This is a genomic window from Brevibacterium sp. K72 (genome assembly GCF_050562175.1).
GTDB lineage: Bacteria > Actinomycetota > Actinomycetes > Actinomycetales > Brevibacteriaceae > Brevibacterium > Brevibacterium casei.
Map to the genome: position 1 here is coordinate 2,217,858 of NZ_CP191582.1, position 15,780 is coordinate 2,233,637.

The window sequence follows — 15,780 nt, forward strand, 5'->3', positions numbered from 1 at the left end:
CCATTGCCGCGTCCGGCATGGACGAAGCGCCGAGGTGGATGATCACCTCGGCGCTTCTCTGTGCCCTGGGGGCGGTCAGCTGAGTTTCTCGACCGGGGCGTAGCGGAGGAGGAGGCGCTTCGTGCCGGCCGAACCGAAGTCGACGACGGCGACGGTCTTGTCGCCGGTGCCGTTGACCTCGGTGACGGTCCCGAGGCCGAAGGACTCGTGGGAGACCTTCTCGCCCACGGACACCGAGATGACCTCACGGTTGGGGCGGATGCGATTCGGGAAGCCTGCCGAGGGCGCACTCGCGGCGCGAGAGCCGCGGGAGGCTCCCGAGGTGCGTGAGGACCCGCCGACACCGGAAGCGCCGGAGCCTCCGCGCGAGGAGGACCCGCCGCCGTATCCGCGCGCACCGTAGCCGCCGAAGCTGCTCCCGCCGCCGCTGCCGAGGGCCGAAGAGAAGCTGCCGGTGCTCTCCCATTCGATGAGGTTCTCGGGGATCTCGGTGAGGAAGCGGCTGGGCGGGTTGTATTGCGGCTGACCCCACATGCTGCGCGTCTCCGCGCGGGTGACGAGCAGTCGCTGCCTCGCCCGGGTGAGGCCGACGTAGGCGAGGCGCCGCTCCTCGGAGAGTTCGCTGGGATTCTCGAACGAGCGGGCGTGTGGGAAGCCGCCGTCCTCGAGGCCGGTGAGGAAGACGACGGGGAACTCGAGGCCCTTCGCCGTGTGGAGGGTCATGAGAGTGACCTGCCCGAGCTCGGCGTCGGGGATCTGATCGGTGTCCGAGGCGAGCGCCACCTGTTCGAGGAATGCGTCGATCGATGCGTCTGCGGCCGCCTCGGCGGGGGACTGCGCTTCGGCATCCGATGCGGACTGAGCATCCGAGGCGACCTGCGCTTCGGCACCCGACGGTCGGCCCGCCTCGGCGGGGGTGGGGTCCGCGTCAGCAGCCTCGGACTGTCCGGGGTCGGCGTCGGCGGCCTCCGGATCGGCGGCGACAGCACGGGTCGCGGAGAAGTCCTCGGCGACGGCGACGAGCTCGGCGAGGTTGTCGACCCGGGACTCGTCCTGCGGGTCCGTGCTCTTCTGCAGGGATTCGAGGTATCCGCTCTGTTCGAGGATCGCTTCGATGACGCGGGAGACGGGGGCCACCTCGGCGGTGGCGGAGAGATCGCGGAGGAGAGCGTAGAACTTCTCCACCGAGGACTGGGCGCGGGTGGACAGGTGCGGGATCTCGCCGAGGCGACCGAGTGCGGCATAGAAGCTGATGCCCTCCCGGTCCGCGAAGTCGGCGATGATTCCCTCGGTGCGGTCGCCGATCGAGCGCTTGGGCACGTTGAGGATGCGGCGGAGGTTGACGTCGTCGTCGGGATTGGCGATGACGCGGAGGTAGGCGAGGGCGTCCTTGATCTCCTTGCGCTCGTAGAACCGCGTGCCGCCGACGACCTTGTAGGGGATGCCCGAGCGGACGAGCGCGTCCTCGATCGCCCGGGACTGGGCGTTCGTGCGGTAGAAGACGGCGAAGTCGCCGTAGGTGTACTTCTCCTCGTCGATGAGCTCGTCGATGCGGTCGACGACGAAGCGTGCCTCGGCCTGTTCGTTCTCCGCGACCCAGCCGACGATCGGCTTGCCCCCGCCCTCGGAGGTCCACAGGCGCTTGTCCTTGCGGTCCTGATTGTGGGCGATGACGGCGTTCGCAGCATCGAGGATGTTCTGGGTCGAACGGTAGTTCTGCTCGAGGAGGACCACCTCGGCGGCGGGGAAGTCCTGCTCGAACTCGACGATGTTGCGCACAGTCGCTCCGCGGAAGGCGTAGATCGACTGGTCGGCGTCGCCGACGACGGTGAGCTCGGCACCGGTCGACCCGCCCGCGCCGTCACCGGCGAGTGCCCGGATGAGGGCGTACTGGGCGGGGTTCGTGTCCTGATACTCGTCGACGAGGATGTGGCGGAACCGGCGACGGTACGAGTCGGCGACCTCGGGGAAGGCCCCGAAGAGGTGGACGGTCTCAGCGATGAGGTCGTCGAAGTCATAGGCGTTGGCCAGGCGCAGACGCTGGGTGTAGCGACGGAAGACGTCGCCTAAGACCTCGTCGGCGGGATTGTTCGGGCGCGGGACGAAGTCCTCGGCCGTCTGCAGCTCGTTCTTGAGGTTGGAGATCCGGTGGAGGATCGACCGCGGCGCGTACTTCTTCGAGTCGAGGCCGAGCTCCTTGAGGATCTGCGCGACGAGGCGCTGCGCGTCCTGGGCGTCGTAGATCGTGAAGTTCGTGCTTCTGCCCAGCGTCTTCGCCTCCCGGCGGAGGATGCGCACGCACGCGGAGTGGAACGTCGAGACCCACATCGCCCGCGAGGCCGGTCCGACGATCGCGGAGACGCGTTCGGCCATCTCCTTCGCCGCCTTGTTCGTGAAGGTGATCGCGAGCACTTCGCCCGGATGCGCGCGGCCGGTGGCCAGGGCATAGGCGATGCGCCTGGTGAGCACCGTCGTCTTGCCGGATCCGGCACCGGCGACGATGAGCAGGGGAGAGCCCGTGTGGACGACGGCCTCCCGCTGCCGAGGGTTGAGGCCAGAGAGCAGGTCGTCGGCGCGGGAGTCGGCGGTCATCGAAGTGTGGTCAGCTGCAGCAGTCATGTCGGAACCAACGATACCGTCCGCCCCTGACGCAGGCAGACGCCCTCACCCGAGCGCCCGGAAGGTGGCTGAGCCGGGGGAGGAGACGAAGGTCAGCCGACGAAGACCGCGACGAGGACGTTGAGGATCGCGAAGGCGAAGGTGAGGTGTGCCATCGTCGCCGAGGGGTGCCGCACCGCGGTGACGGCTCCGTTCGCCGAGGCGGTCGTGCCCGCCGCCGCTGATTCGACCGCCGTCTCTGCGGCGAAGCGCTTCTCCTGCCGGTTGCCGAGGAATGCGAAGACCGTGACGAGGATCGCGACGACGAGTTTGATGCCGATCTTCATGTGATCGACCTGGCCGCCGCCCATCTCCGCGAGGCCGACGAGGAGGAGTCCGGTGACGAGCTGGAGGTAGGACGCGTGGAGCATTCCCGGCAGCACCCGAGGCGAGCGGATGACCGTGAAATAGCCTCCCACGATGATCGCCATGCCGATAAGATGAAGGGTGAGGAGCACCTCGCGCAGAATTTCCATACCGTTCATCGTAATGGCATGATGGGTACTCGTGAGCGCGGGCCCTATGACTGGCGCACGCTGTTCCGCCCTGGTGTAATGGCAGCACGCCGGCCTTTGGAGCCGTGCAGTATAGGTTCGAATCCTATGGGCGGAGCTGGCCCCATCCGACTTGCGAAGGATACCTTTTCAATGCCGCAGATCCGTCCCACTGCCGTCATCGTCCTGGCCGCCGGCCAGGGCACTCGCATGAAGTCGGCACTGCCGAAGGTGATGCACCCGATCGGCGGGCGCTCCCTTCTCCATCACGCGATCGCCGCGGCCGAGGGTACCTCGCCCGACCACCTCGTCGTCGTCGTCCGCCACGAGCGCGACCAGCTCGTCGCCCACCTCGACCAGCTCACGGTCACCTCGACGCGCACCGTCCTCGTCGCCGACCAGGACGAGGTCCCCGGCACCGGCCGGGCCACCGAGTGCGCGCTCACCCAGCTTCCCGCCGACCTCGCCGGCACCGTCGTCGTCACCTACGGCGACGTCCCGCTGCTGACGACGGAGACGATCAACGGTCTCGTCGAGGTCCACGAGGGCGAGGGCAATGCCGTCACCGTCCTCTCCGCCGAGGTGGACGACCCCACCGGCTACGGCCGTGTCGTCCGCGACGCCGCCGGCAACCTCCTGCGCATCGTCGAGCAGAAGGACGCCACCGAGGCGGAGCGGGCCATCCGTGAGATCAACTCCGGCATCTACGCCTTCGACGCGACGGCCCTGCGCACCGGTCTCGCCTCCCTGACCACGGACAACGCCCAGGGCGAGAAGTACCTCACCGACGTCGTCGGGGTCTCCCACGACGCGGGCCTGCCCGTCGCCGCCACCGCGACCGACGACCTCTGGCAGGTCGAGGGCGCCAACGACCGCGTCCAGCTCGCCCAGCTCGGCAAGGAGCTCAACCGCCGCACGTGCGAGAAGTGGATGCGGACCGGCGTCTCGATCATCGACCCGGACACGACGTGGATCGACGTCGACGTCTCCCTCGGCCAGGATGTCACGATCCTCCCCGGCGTCCAGCTCCTCGGAGCCACGGATATCCACGATGGTGCCGTCGTCGGACCCGACTCGACGCTCAAGGACACCGAGGTCGGCGCCGGAGCCCAGGTCGTGCGCACCCACTCGGAGCTCGCGATCGTCGGACCCGGCGCCTCGGTGGGACCCTTCGCCTACCTGCGCCCGGGCACGAAGCTCGGCGCAGACGGCAAGATCGGCACCTTCGTCGAGACGAAGAACGCCGACATCGGACCGGGTGCGAAGGTGCCGCACCTGAGCTACGTCGGCGACGCGGAGATCGGGGAGGGCACGAACATCGGCGCCGCCTCGGTGTTCGTCAACTACGACGGAGTCGCCAAGCACCGCACGACGATCGGCAGGCACGCACGGATGGGCTCGGACAACATGTACGTCGCCCCGGTCACAGTGGGCGACGGCGCCTACTCGGGTGCGGGCACCGTGGTGCGCAAGGATGTCCCTGCAGGAGCGCTCGCCATCAATGTGGCCCCGCAGCGCAACCTGGAGGGCTGGGTCGAAGCCAACCGCCCCGGCACGCCTGCAGCGCAGGCCGCCGAGGCCGCATCCGATAGGGGAACGGATAAGTGAACGAGATAACGACGGCGGGCGACAAGAAGCTCGTCCTGGTCAGCGGACGGGCGAACCCCGAACTCGCTGAGCAGGTGGCGGAGAACCTGGGCACCGAGCTCCTGCCGACCGACATCTACAACTTCGCCAACGGCGAGATCTACGTCCGGTTCTCCGAATCCGTGCGCGGCTGCGACGTCTTCGTCCTCCAGTCGCACAGCGCTCCCATCAACGAATGGCTGATGGAGCAGCTCATCATGGTCGACGCCCTCAAGCGCGCCTCGGCGAAGCGGATCACCGTCATCGCCCCCTTCTTCCCCTACGCGCGCCAGGACAAGAAGCACCGCGGCCGTGAGCCCATCTCCGCCCGCCTCGTCGCCGACCTCTACAAGACCGCCGGTGCGGACCGCATCATCACCGTCGACCTCCACACCGCCCAGATCCAGGGCTACTTCGACGGACCGGTCGACCATCTCATCGCGATGCCGATCCTCGCCGGCTACGTCAAGGACAAGTACCCCGGCGACCTCGCCGTCGTCTCGCCCGACGCCGGCCGCATCAAGGTCGCCGAGAACTGGTCGAACGCCCTCGGCGGCGTGCCCCTGGCCTTCATCCACAAGACCCGCGACATCACGCGGCCGAACGAGACGAAGGCCAACCGCGTCGTCGGTGAGGTCGAAGGCCGCACGTGCGTCCTCGTCGACGACATGATCGACACCGGAGGCACCATCGTCCAGGCCGCGGACGCGTGCATGGCGGCGGGGGCGAAGAACGTCATCGTCGTCTCCACCCACGCCGTGTTCTCCGGGCCCGCCGTCGAACGCCTGTCGAACTCCGTGGCCGACGAGGTCATCGTCACCAACACCCTGCCGCTGACCGAGGACAAGATCTTCGACAAGCTCACGGTGCTCTCGATCGCCCCGCTCATCGCCCGCGCGGTCCACGAGGTCTTCGAGGACGGGTCGGTCACCAGCCTCTTCGAGGTCTGAGACCCGCCGTCTACCGCACCGTGGACACCGACGAACCCCCGCCCCCGAGCGGGGGTTCGCTCTACACTGGAGGCAGGAGAGGGAAGGGAGCCCGGAGGATGTCGACCCATGACTACAACCGCTACAGGGTGGACGTCGCCGGAGGCGCGCTCTCCGTCGGCGTGTGGGAACCGGTCTCCGCCGAACCCGGACCCGTGCCCACCGTGTGCGTCATCCACGGCATCACCTCGAACCACCTCTTCTTCGCCGGGCTCGTCCCGCTCCTGCCGGGCGTGCGCATCATCGGACCGGACCTGCGCGGACGCGCGGACTCACGCCTCCTGCCCGGTCCCTTCGGCATGCGCGTCCACGCCGAGGACGTCCTCACCGCCATCGAGACGTTCTCCGACTCGGGCACCGTCACCCTCGTCGGGCATTCGATGGGCGGATTCGTCGCGATGACGCTCGCCAGACTGCCTGCGGTCGTCGGTGCCGACGACACCACCACCGACACCGAGGCAACCGTGCGCTTCCGCGGCCCCGTCCTCATCGACGGCGGCCTTCCCCTCCCGCTCGCGCTGCCCGGCGCGGGGGAGGAGCTGTCGCCCGGCGAGGCCGAGAGCGAGGAGCTCAACGCCGCACTCGACACCGACGACCTCATCGCCGCCGTCCTCGGCCCAGCCGCCGAGAGGCTGTCGATGACCTTCACCACCGTCGAGGAGTACCTCGCGTTCTTCGCCGCCCATCCCGCCTTCGTCGACGGACTCGACACCGTGGCGACCGAGAGCTTCGTCTACGACCTCGCCGCCAAGGACGACGACACGTTCCAGCCCTCGACCTCGGTCGAGGCGATGGAGGCCGACTCCGCCGACATGTATCAGGGCGCTGCCTACCCGGCGGCGCTGGCCGCGGTCATGGCCGACGAGGAGCAGCAGTCCGACGTCGCCTTCCTCGCCGCCGAACGCGACCTCGTCGCCGCCGAGCCCGGCCTCTACCCGCCCGAGCTCGTCGCCTCCTACCGGCAGCGATGGCCGCGCATGGAGGTCGTCGAGGTCCTCGGCACCAACCACTACGACATCCTCCTCACCGCGGAGGGACTCGCCGCGTGCGCGGCAGCCGTTCAGGAACGACTTGGAGCACTCACCGAGGGTGCCGTAGAATAGTCGGGTTGCCTCGGCGAGGGAGACGCCTGTCTCCGTGATCGACGCGGTCCTGACCCACCTCGGGTGCGCTGATATGCGGCCCCGGGTGCGGCCTCAGACTGTTTCGCCGTGGTGCATGAGAGATCACCACGAAGGAGAGAAACATGGCTGACTTCAAGCTCATCGCAGAACCCCGCGACGAATTCGGCAAGGGCGCTGCCCGCCGCATCCGCCGCGCCGGTCGCATCCCCGCGGTCGTCTACGGCCACGGCGGCGACCCCGTCCACATCTCGCTCGAGGGACACGCCACGATGATGGCCCTCAAGCACGCCAACGCCCTGCTCGAGATCGAGAGCACCGACGGCGCGAAGAACGTCCTCGCGATCGCCCGCGACGTCCAGATCGAGCCCGTGCGCCGTGAGATCGAGCACGTCGACCTCATCATCGTCAAGCGCGGCGAGAAGATCGAGGTCGACGTCCCCGTCCACGTCGTCGGCGATGCCGCCCCCGGCACGATGGTCTCGCAGGTCGAGTCGACGCTCGCCGTCCTCGCGGACGCGACCAAGCTGCCCGAGCTCTTCGAGGTCTCCGTCGAGGGCCGCCCCGCCGGTGAGCACATCCTCGCCGAGCAGGTCGAGCTGCCGGCCGGCGTCGAGCTCGTCGCCGACCCGGAGCTGCTTGTCGTCAACATCTCCGAAGAGCTCGAGATGGACACCGAGTCCGATGCCGACGAGACCACCGAGGACGAGGCCGCCGACGAGGAGTCGACCGACGAGGCCGCCTCCGAGGACGAGGCCTCCGAGGAGGAGTGAGAACACTGATCCGACCCTGACCGGGGTTGGACCGGCACTCACCCGAGTGTGACCACGACGATCGGCGGGCCGCCACCACGGCGGCCCGCCGATCTGCCTATCCTGGGTCCGGACACGCCTTCGGCGGGCGGCAGGGATGACGAGATGAGGAGAGGGTGACGATGAGCAGCGAAGCCTGGCTGGTCTTCGGACTCGGCAATCCGGGACCGGAGTACGCGGCGACCCGGCACAACATCGGACAGATGGTCGTCGCGGAACTCGCCTCGCGCATGGGCATCAGCCTGACGCGGACGAAGCTGCGTGCGAACGTCGGCACCGGCCGGCTCCCCACCGGGTCCGTTCCCGGGGTGCCGGGACCTCGGGTCGTCCTCGCCACCTCGACGGGATACATGAACAACTCCGGTGGGCCGCTGAGGCAGGTCGCCGACTTCTACGGCATCGACCCGGACCACATCATCGCCGTCCACGACGACGTCGACCTGCCCTTCGACACGATCAAGGCGAAGGTCGGCGGGGGAGAGGGCGGACACAACGGCCTGCGGTCGATGACCTCGGCGCTGGGCACGAAGGACTACGTGCGCATCCGCGCCGGCGTCGCACGGCCCACCGGCCGCCAGGACACCGCCGACTACGTGCTGCGGCCGTTTGCGAAGGACGAGCGCACGACCCTGCCGATCTTCGTCTCCGACGTCGCCGACGCCGTCGAGATGTGCATCATCGAGGGCCTGCTGCCCGTGCAGGCGAAGTTCCACGCCCGCAGCTGAGGACTCCGGGACCGCCTCGGCGAGGGCGGGAACGAACCGGTCGGAAGGACCGCCGGATCAGACGATCACTCAGGCCACGGGACGGGCACCGCTCCGGCGGTGGATGTACCACGCGGCGATGATGCCGCCGATGAAGCCGAAGAGGTGACCCTGCCACGACACGCCGTTGGCCTGCGGGAAGAGCCCGAAGACGAGGGAGGCGCCGTAGGTGACGAAGACGAAGAGCCCGATCGCGAAGTAGATGATCCTGCGCAGGACGTCCTCGGTGAACCACGTGCGCACCGCGAGGTAGCCGAAGTAACCGAAGACGATGCCCGAGGCGCCGACGATGTAGTGGCCGGGGAAGGTCGTCAGCCACGCGCCGAGGCCGGAGACGACCGCGGAGATCACCGTGACGAGCCAGAAGCGGCGGGCGCCCTCGGCGGCGATGAAGAGGCCGAGGATGAGGAACGGGAACGTGTTGGCCAGCAGGTGTCCGAACCCGGCGTGGAGGAGGGGCCCGGTGACGATCCCGTAGAGGGCGATCGGATTCCACGACTGCAGGCCGAAGGCGTCGAGGTCGGCCGGCAGGATCGCGTCGACGATCTCGACGATCCACATGATCGCGAGCAGGATGAAGACGGGGGCGAAGCGGGAGAACCCGCCGGAGTACATCGAGCGCAGGCGCGCACCGGGGGACTGGCGGGTGCCTGGCTGGGGTGAGTGCGGAGAGTCGGTGCCGAAGAGGGCCCGGGACTCCTCGGCGGTGAAACGAGGGGAGTTGTCGGAGCTCATGCCTCGATTATCGGCCACGAACTTTGGAGAACCCCCAGAGACGCGGGCCCGTGACCGTACTGTTAGGGAGTCCGGCGGCGGGTGTCGGCCCCGGTCGACCCTCCCGTTCCCGGTCCCTGTCCTGGTCAGGCGCGCACAGGTCGGATCGGGTCCGAGTCAGGGGCGTGGACTAGAATTGCCAGGTGCTCAACGGACTCGATCTCACATTGCAGAATCCCACCGTGACCGAACTCGTCGAGGCCATGGCCGACCCGACGACGACCGGCGGGACCATCGACGCGACCAAGGGACTGTGGCCCTCGATTCTGCGGCGCACCGTCTCCTCCGGGCCCGCCGCCTCACCGCAGCTCATCGTCACCGCCACGACCCGGGAGGCCGAGGACCTCGCGCGGTCGCTGGCCGACTGGGTGCCTGCCGACTCGATCGCCGTCTTCCCCAGCTGGGAGACCCTGCCGCACGAGAAGCTCTCCCCGCGCTCGGACACTGTCGGTCAGCGCCTCGAGATCCTCCGCCGCCTCGCCCACCCGAAGCCCGGGGGCGCACTCACGTTCATCATCGCCCCCGTCCGCGCGTTCCTCCAGCCCCTGGCCAAGGGACTCGGGGAGATCCCGCCGATCGAGCTCGCCGTCGGCGACGAAGCCGAGATCGAGGCGTTCTCCGCGCGTCTGACCGAACTCGCCTACACCCGTGTCGACATGGTCTCCCGCCGTGGCGAGTACGCCGTGCGCGGCGGCATCGTCGACGTCTTCCCGCCGACGGTCGACCATCCGCTGCGCATCGAGTTCTTCGGCGACGAGGTCGACGAGATCCGTGAGTTCGCCGTCGCCGATCAGCGCTCCATCCCCGCCGAGGCGGACGCCGACCCCCTGCGCCTGTCCGCGCCCCCGGTCCGCGAACTCCTCCTCACCGACTCCGTCCGGGCGCGGGCCGCCGAGCTCGCCCCCACCCTTCCCGCCGCCGCCGACATGCTCGAGAAGATCGCCGCAGGCATCGCCGTCGAGGGCATGGAGTCGCTCACCGCGGTCCTCGCCGACGGGATGGAACCGCTCATCGCGCTCCTGCCCGAGGGCACGAAGATCATCGTCACCGAACCCGAACGTGTGGCCGCGCGCGCCGCCGACCTCGTGGTGACGACGAACGAGTTCCTCGAAGCCGCGTGGTCGGGTGCCGCCGCGGGCGGGGACTCGCCGATCGACCTCTCCGCCGCGACCTTCCGCACGCTCGAGGAGATGCGCGAGGGCGCCGGACTCATCGGACTCGCCTGGTGGGAGATCGGGGGGTTTGCGACCGACGCCGAACTCGTCTCCCCGCACGCGAACCTCTTCTCCATCCCCGCCCGGCCGCCGAAGGGCTACGCCGGTGACGTCGAGGCGATCCTCACCGACGTGCGCGGGCTCGTCCACGACCAGTGGCGGATCCTCGTCCTCACCGAAGGACAAGGGCCGGGCCAGCGCATGGTCGAGGTGTTCTCCGAGGCCGGGGTGCCCGCGACCTTCGTCGAGGACCCGACCGATGCGCCCGAGGCCCTCGTCACCGTGACCACGGCCGCCCCGTTCGGGGGCTTCGTCTTCGACGACCTCAAGCTCGCCGTGCTCACCGAGGCCGACGTCCTCGGGCGGGCGGCTGCGACCTCGACCCGTGACATGCGCCGACTGCCGACCCGCCGCAAGCGCAACCAGGTCGACCCCCTCAACCTCGCCCCCGGAGACCTCGTCGTCCACGAGCAGCACGGTGTCGGACGGTTCGTCGAGATGACGCAGCGGACGACGGGCAAGGGCGCCGCCAAGCACACGCGCGAATATCTCATCATCGAATACGCGCCGGCCAAACGCGGCCAGCCCGGTGACCGACTCTACGTGCCCTCCGACGCCCTCGACCAGGTCAGCCGCTACGTCGGCGGTGAGAACCCGAGTCTGAACAAGATGGGCGGCGCCGACTGGCAGTCGACGAAGGCGAAGGCGCGCAAGGCGGTCAAGGAGATCGCCGGGGAGCTCATCCGCCTCTACTCGGCCAGGCAGGCGACCGTCGGCCACGCGTACGGGCCCGACACCCCGTGGCAGCGCGAACTCGAGGACGCCTTCCACTACGTCGAGACCACCGATCAGCTCACGACGATCGACGAGGTCAAGGCCGACATGGAGAAGTCGGTGCCGATGGACCGGCTCATCTGCGGCGACGTCGGCTACGGGAAGACGGAGATCGCGGTGCGGGCGGCGTTCAAGGCGATCCAGGACGGCAAACAGGTCGCCGTCCTCGTCCCGACCACCCTCTTGGTCCAGCAGCACTTCGAGACCTTCGCCGAGAGGTACGCGGGATTCCCCGTCACCGTCGGTGCCCTCTCCCGGTTCCAGACGAAGCAGGAGTCGGAGAAGGTCGTGTCCGACCTCGCCGACGGCAAGCTCGACCTCGTCATCGGCACGCACCGCCTCCTCAGCGGGGAGGTGCGGTTCAAGAACCTCGGGCTCGTCATCATCGACGAGGAGCAGCGCTTCGGCGTCGAGCACAAGGAGACTCTCAAGGCGATGCGCACGAACGTCGACGTGCTGGCGATGTCGGCGACCCCGATCCCGCGCACGCTCGAGATGGCCGTGACCGGCATCCGCGAGATGTCGACGCTCGCGACCCCGCCCGAGGAGCGCCACCCCGTCCTCACCTACGTCGGCAAGTACGAGGACCAGCAGGTCAAGGCCGCGATCCGGCGCGAGCTCATGCGCGAGGGCCAGGTCTTCTACATCCACAACCGGGTGCGCGACATCGAGGCCGTGGCCGCCCGCCTCGCCGAACTCGTGCCCGAGGCCCGGATCGCGATCGCCCACGGCAAGATGAACGAGCACCGTCTCGAGCAGGTCATCGTCGACTTCTGGGAGAAGAAGTACGACGTGCTCGTGTGCACGACGATCGTCGAGACCGGCATCGACATCGCGAATGCCAACACCCTCATCATCGACCACGCCGACCGCTACGGCCTCTCCCAGCTCCACCAGCTGCGCGGCCGCGTGGGTCGAGGCCGCGAACGCGCGTACGCGTACTTCCTCTACCCCGCCGACACCCAGCTCACGGAGACCGCCCTCGACCGGCTGACGACCTTGGCCGCGCACACCGAGCTCGGCGCCGGGATGCAGGTAGCGATGAAGGACCTCGAGATCCGCGGCGCCGGCAACCTCCTCGGCGGCCAGCAGTCGGGACACATCGAAGGGGTCGGCTTCGACCTCTACGTCCGCCTCGTCGGCGAGGCGGTCGCGAACTTCCGCGGCGAGGACACGGAACCCGAGGCGGAGATGCGCATCGAGCTGCCCGTCGACGCCCACCTGCCCGCCGAGTACGTCGACCACGAGCGGCTGCGCCTCGAGGCGTACCGGAAGCTCGCGGCCGCGGCGAACGAGGACGAACTCCAGGAGGTCCTCGACGAACTCGTCGACCGCTACGGTCCCTACCCGGAGGCCGTGGGCGTCCTCGCCGACGTCGCCCGGCTGCGGATCCGGGCGCGCGCCTCGGGCGTCAACGACATCGTCGTCCAGGGCAACTTCGTCCGCTTCGGACCCGTCGAACTCGAGGACTCCCAGGTCGTGCGGCTCAAGCGCCTCTATCCGAAGTCGCTGCTCAAGCCCGCGATCCGCTCGGTCCTCGTGCCCAAGCCGATGGACGGCAACGGGTTCGGAGCCAAGGAGATGACCGACTCCGACATCCTCCGCTGGGCCCACCAGTTCCTCGACGCGATCCTCCCGGTTGTCCCCGCCGAGGTGGTTCCCTCCGAGGTCGTTCAGGCATGACCGGCGACGGCGGCACGTCAGCGGAGGCGGCGCCCCGCGTCGACGGCATCGTCGAGGCGATGGCGGTGCTGCGCTCCCGGTGCCCGTGGTCGTCCGAACAGGACCATGCGAGCCTGGAGAAGTACGCCAGGGAGGAGACGGAAGAGCTCATCGAGGCGCTGGCGGACTTCCGCGCCTCGCCCGGCCCGGCGACGCGGCAGGCCGTCATCGACGAACTCGGCGATGTCCTCTACCAGGTGCTCTTCCACTCCGCGCTGCTCGATGAGAGCGGGGGAGAGGACTACGGCCACAGCCTCGGCGCCGTCATCGACGGACTCGAGGCCAAACTCGTCCGTCGCCACCCCTTCGCCTTCGACGGTCAGGGGCGGGGCGGACCGATGGCCTCGCTCGAGGACGTCGAAGCCGAGTACCGTCGGATCAAGGACGACGAACGCGTCGCCGCGGACGAAAGCGAGGAACAGTGAGCCTGGACAGGATCGACATCGAGGGGACCTTCAACTTCCGCGACCTCGGCGGGGCACCCGTGGGCGGGGGAGAGTCCGTGGCGACGGGGAAGGTGTTCCGCGCCGACGGCCTCGCCCAGCTCACGGACCGCTCGCGCGAGGAGCTGCGCCGCTTGGGGATCACGACCGTCCTCGACCTGCGGGACATCGGCGAGCGGGCGAAGCACCCCGACGCCCTCGCCGGCCTCGACGTCGACCACATCGAACTCCCGATCTTCGAGGACCGGTTCTTCCCGGTAGCGCCGCTGAGCGCCGAGGAGATGAGGGAGCTCGCCGAGACGACGGGACTCGACCTCACCGACCGTTCCCTGCGCCGGATCTACGACTACCTCATCGACCACTTCGGGCCGCGACTCGCACTCGCCGTCGACACGATCGCGAACCGGTGCGGGGACGGCATCGTCTTCCACTGCTCGGCGGGCAAGGACCGCACCGGCCTCGTGGCGGCGTTCGTCCTCGACCTCCTCGGCGTCGACCGGGACGACATCCTCGACGATTACACGGTCACCGAGGACCACCTCGGCGGGGCGTTCCTCGAATCCGTCCTCCGCAACTACTCGGACGCCGGGATCTCGGGCAACCTCGTCGAGACGGCGACGGCCGCACCCCGGGATCTGCTGGCGGGCATCCTCGATTCCCTCACCGAGACCTACGGTGATGACGCCGTGGAGAAGTACCTGCTCGAGCATGGGATGGATCCGCAGACACCGGCACGGCTGCGACAGCGGCTGCTCGAGGCAGGCGACGACCGAGCCGCGTGAGGACGGGCGCCCTCGCGTTGTGCACTAAGCTGAACCGCAGGCACATGTTCCACATGTGATACCGACTGCTAAGGAGTGATCAGTGGCTGAGATCGTCGCCGCAAATGCCCGCGAAATCCTGGATTCCCGGGGAAATCCCACCGTCGAGGTGGAAGTGCTCTTGGCCGACGAGTCCGTCGGTCGCGCCGGAGTCCCCTCCGGTGCCTCGACGGGTGAGTTCGAGGCCGTCGAGCTGCGCGACGGAGATCCCGAGCGCTACCTCGGCAAGGGTGTGACGAACGCCGTCGACGCCGTCATCGACGAGATCAACGAAGCCATCGTCGGCCTCGAGAGCGACGACCAGCGCCTCGTCGACCAGGCGCTCATCGAACTCGACGGCACGGAGAACAAGTCCCGCCTCGGCGCGAACGCGATGCTCGGCACCTCGCTCGCGGTCGCGCGGGCGGCGGCGGTCTCGGCCGACCTCCCGCTCTACCGCTACCTCGGCGGCCCCAACGCCCACGTCATGCCCGTGCCGATGATGAACATCCTCAACGGCGGATCGCATGCCGACTCGAACGTCGACATCCAGGAATTCATGATCGCCCCGATCGGCGCGGCGAGCTTCCATGAGGCGCTGCAGTGGAGCGTCGAGGTCTACCACGCGCTCAAGGGCGTGCTCAAAGAGCGCGGCCTGTCCACCGGACTCGGCGACGAGGGCGGCTTCGCCCCTAACCTCGAATCGAATGCCGCGGCCCTCGACCTCATCCTCGAGGCCATCGAGATCGCCGGCCACCGTCCCGGCCGTGACATCGCGCTCGCCCTCGACGTCGCCTCCTCGGAGTTCTTCAAGGACGGCGCCTACGAGTTCGAAGGCGAGAAGAAGTCGGCTGCGGACATGGCAGCCTACTACGAGGAGCTGCTCGGCAAGTACCCGCTCGTCTCGATTGAGGACCCCCTCGACGAGAACGACTGGGAGGGCTGGGCGAAGCTCACCGAGGCGATCGGTTCGAAGGTCCAGCTCGTCGGCGACGACCTCTTCGTCACCAACCCCGAGCGCCTCGAGCGCGGCATCGACAACGACACCGCGAACTCGCTGCTCGTCAAGGTCAACCAGATCGGCACCCTCACCGAGACCCTCGACGCCGTGGCGCTCGCGCAGACCCACGGGTACACGACGATGATCTCGCATCGCTCCGGCGAGACCGAGGACACGACGATCGCCGACCTTGCGGTGGCCACCAACGCCGGGCAGATCAAGGCCGGTGCGCCCGCCCGCTCCGAGCGCGTCGCGAAGTACAACCAGCTCCTGCGCATCGAAGAGCAGCTCGGCGACGCCGCCCGCTACGCCGGCAAGCGCGCGTTCCCGCGCTTCGACGCCTGAGGCCCTGCATACGGGTTGTCCCGGCTGCACTGCGGCTGACGTCGGTGCGCCTCACGCTGGCTGACGTCAGTGGGCCTCACGCTGGCTGACGTCAGTCGGTCGCACGGTGGCTGAGCTCAGCCGGCCGCACGGTGGCTGAGGTCAGTGGGCCGCACGGTGGCTGACGTCAGTCGGCCGCACCACT

General features: G+C 68.8%; 12 protein-coding genes and 1 tRNA gene. 10 read left to right on the forward strand and 3 right to left on the reverse strand.

The window, feature by feature from the left end; translation table 11 throughout:
* Window positions 1-75: 75 nt before the first annotated feature.
* Complete coding sequence (locus ACQ1RG_RS09910) at window positions 76-2,619, reverse strand: UvrD-helicase domain-containing protein (protein ID WP_100227338.1); 2,544 nt, start codon at window positions 2,617-2,619, stop codon at window positions 76-78.
* A gap of 92 nt (window positions 2,620-2,711) precedes the next feature.
* Window positions 2,712-3,134 carry a hypothetical protein gene (locus ACQ1RG_RS09915; RefSeq protein ID WP_009374415.1) on the reverse strand — a complete coding sequence of 141 codons (423 nt, stop codon included), beginning with the start codon at window positions 3,132-3,134 and terminating at the stop codon, window positions 2,712-2,714.
* A 64-nt stretch (window positions 3,135-3,198) separates the two neighbouring features.
* Between ACQ1RG_RS09915 and ACQ1RG_RS09920 the strand changes: the two genes are divergently transcribed.
* The 6 genes from ACQ1RG_RS09920 to pth all read left to right on the forward strand — a co-directional run bounded on the left by ACQ1RG_RS09920 (window position 3,199) and on the right by pth (window position 8,425).
* A tRNA-Gln gene (locus ACQ1RG_RS09920) sits at window positions 3,199-3,270 on the forward strand.
* 35 nt (window positions 3,271-3,305) lie between these two features.
* Window positions 3,306-4,760 (forward strand): bifunctional UDP-N-acetylglucosamine diphosphorylase/glucosamine-1-phosphate N-acetyltransferase GlmU, encoded by a 1,455-nt coding sequence (glmU, locus tag ACQ1RG_RS09925; protein ID WP_009374416.1) that lies wholly within the window; start codon window positions 3,306-3,308, stop codon window positions 4,758-4,760.
* On the forward strand, window positions 4,757-5,728 hold the full coding sequence (locus tag ACQ1RG_RS09930; RefSeq protein WP_009374417.1) for a ribose-phosphate diphosphokinase: 972 nt from the start codon (window positions 4,757-4,759) through the stop codon (window positions 5,726-5,728). Before glmU ends, ACQ1RG_RS09930 begins: the two co-directional genes overlap by 4 nt.
* A gap of 98 nt (window positions 5,729-5,826) precedes the next feature.
* Entirely contained in the window at window positions 5,827-6,870 is a 1,044-nt protein-coding gene (locus ACQ1RG_RS09935; protein WP_009374418.1) for an alpha/beta hydrolase, read from the forward strand.
* A 143-nt stretch (window positions 6,871-7,013) separates the two neighbouring features.
* Window positions 7,014-7,661, forward strand: coding sequence for a 50S ribosomal protein L25/general stress protein Ctc (locus tag ACQ1RG_RS09940; RefSeq protein WP_009374419.1), 648 nt, complete (start codon window positions 7,014-7,016; stop codon window positions 7,659-7,661).
* 161 nt (window positions 7,662-7,822) lie between these two features.
* Complete coding sequence (gene pth, locus ACQ1RG_RS09945; RefSeq protein ID WP_040341036.1) at window positions 7,823-8,425, forward strand: aminoacyl-tRNA hydrolase; 603 nt, start codon at window positions 7,823-7,825, stop codon at window positions 8,423-8,425.
* A 69-nt stretch (window positions 8,426-8,494) separates the two neighbouring features.
* Here the strand turns inward: pth and ACQ1RG_RS09950 are convergent, their stop codons facing one another.
* Window positions 8,495-9,199: a rhomboid family intramembrane serine protease gene (locus tag ACQ1RG_RS09950; RefSeq protein ID WP_009374421.1), complete on the reverse strand. Its 705-nt coding sequence runs from the start codon at window positions 9,197-9,199 to the stop codon at window positions 8,495-8,497.
* Window positions 9,200-9,441: 242 nt separating this feature from the next.
* Here ACQ1RG_RS09950 and mfd point away from each other — a divergent pair, with 242 nt between their 5' ends.
* The 4 genes from mfd (at window position 9,442) to eno (ending at window position 15,596) form a co-directional block, all read left to right on the forward strand.
* Window positions 9,442-12,969 (forward strand): transcription-repair coupling factor, encoded by a 3,528-nt coding sequence (mfd, locus tag ACQ1RG_RS09955; RefSeq protein WP_081590944.1) that lies wholly within the window; start codon window positions 9,442-9,444, stop codon window positions 12,967-12,969.
* The gene (locus ACQ1RG_RS09960; RefSeq protein ID WP_009374423.1) at window positions 12,966-13,433 is read left to right on the forward strand and encodes a MazG nucleotide pyrophosphohydrolase domain-containing protein; all 468 of its coding nucleotides are present in this window, start codon (window positions 12,966-12,968) and stop codon (window positions 13,431-13,433) included. The genes mfd and ACQ1RG_RS09960 overlap by 4 nt, the downstream gene beginning before the upstream one ends.
* A complete protein-coding gene (locus ACQ1RG_RS09965) occupies window positions 13,430-14,233 on the forward strand; it encodes a tyrosine-protein phosphatase (RefSeq protein ID WP_131248559.1) in 804 nt (267 codons plus the stop codon). The genes ACQ1RG_RS09960 and ACQ1RG_RS09965 overlap by 4 nt, the downstream gene beginning before the upstream one ends.
* An 82-nt stretch (window positions 14,234-14,315) precedes the next feature.
* Entirely contained in the window at window positions 14,316-15,596 is a 1,281-nt protein-coding gene (gene eno, locus ACQ1RG_RS09970) for a phosphopyruvate hydratase (RefSeq protein WP_101624499.1), read from the forward strand.
* Window positions 15,597-15,780: the final 184 nt, after the last annotated feature.

What these genes read in the sequence shown, in the direction of transcription:
- ACQ1RG_RS09935 (WP_009374418.1), top strand. Translation starts at nt 5,827, where the DNA reads ATGTCGACCCATGACTACAACCGCTACAGGGTGGACGTCGCCGGAGGC.
- pth (WP_040341036.1), top strand. Translation starts at nt 7,823, where the DNA reads ATGAGCAGCGAAGCCTGGCTGGTCTTCGGACTCGGCAATCCGGGACCG.
- ACQ1RG_RS09960 (WP_009374423.1), top strand. Translation starts at nt 12,966, where the DNA reads ATGACCGGCGACGGCGGCACGTCAGCGGAGGCGGCGCCCCGCGTCGAC.
- mfd (WP_081590944.1), top strand. Translation starts at nt 9,442, where the DNA reads ATGGCCGACCCGACGACGACCGGCGGGACCATCGACGCGACCAAGGGA.
- ACQ1RG_RS09915 (WP_009374415.1), bottom strand. Translation starts at nt 3,134, where the DNA reads ATGGAAATTCTGCGCGAGGTGCTCCTCACCCTTCATCTTATCGGCATG.
- glmU (WP_009374416.1), top strand. Translation starts at nt 3,306, where the DNA reads ATGCCGCAGATCCGTCCCACTGCCGTCATCGTCCTGGCCGCCGGCCAG.
- ACQ1RG_RS09910 (WP_100227338.1), bottom strand. Translation starts at nt 2,619, where the DNA reads ATGACTGCTGCAGCTGACCACACTTCGATGACCGCCGACTCCCGCGCC.
- ACQ1RG_RS09950 (WP_009374421.1), bottom strand. Translation starts at nt 9,199, where the DNA reads ATGAGCTCCGACAACTCCCCTCGTTTCACCGCCGAGGAGTCCCGGGCC.
- ACQ1RG_RS09940 (WP_009374419.1), top strand. Translation starts at nt 7,014, where the DNA reads ATGGCTGACTTCAAGCTCATCGCAGAACCCCGCGACGAATTCGGCAAG.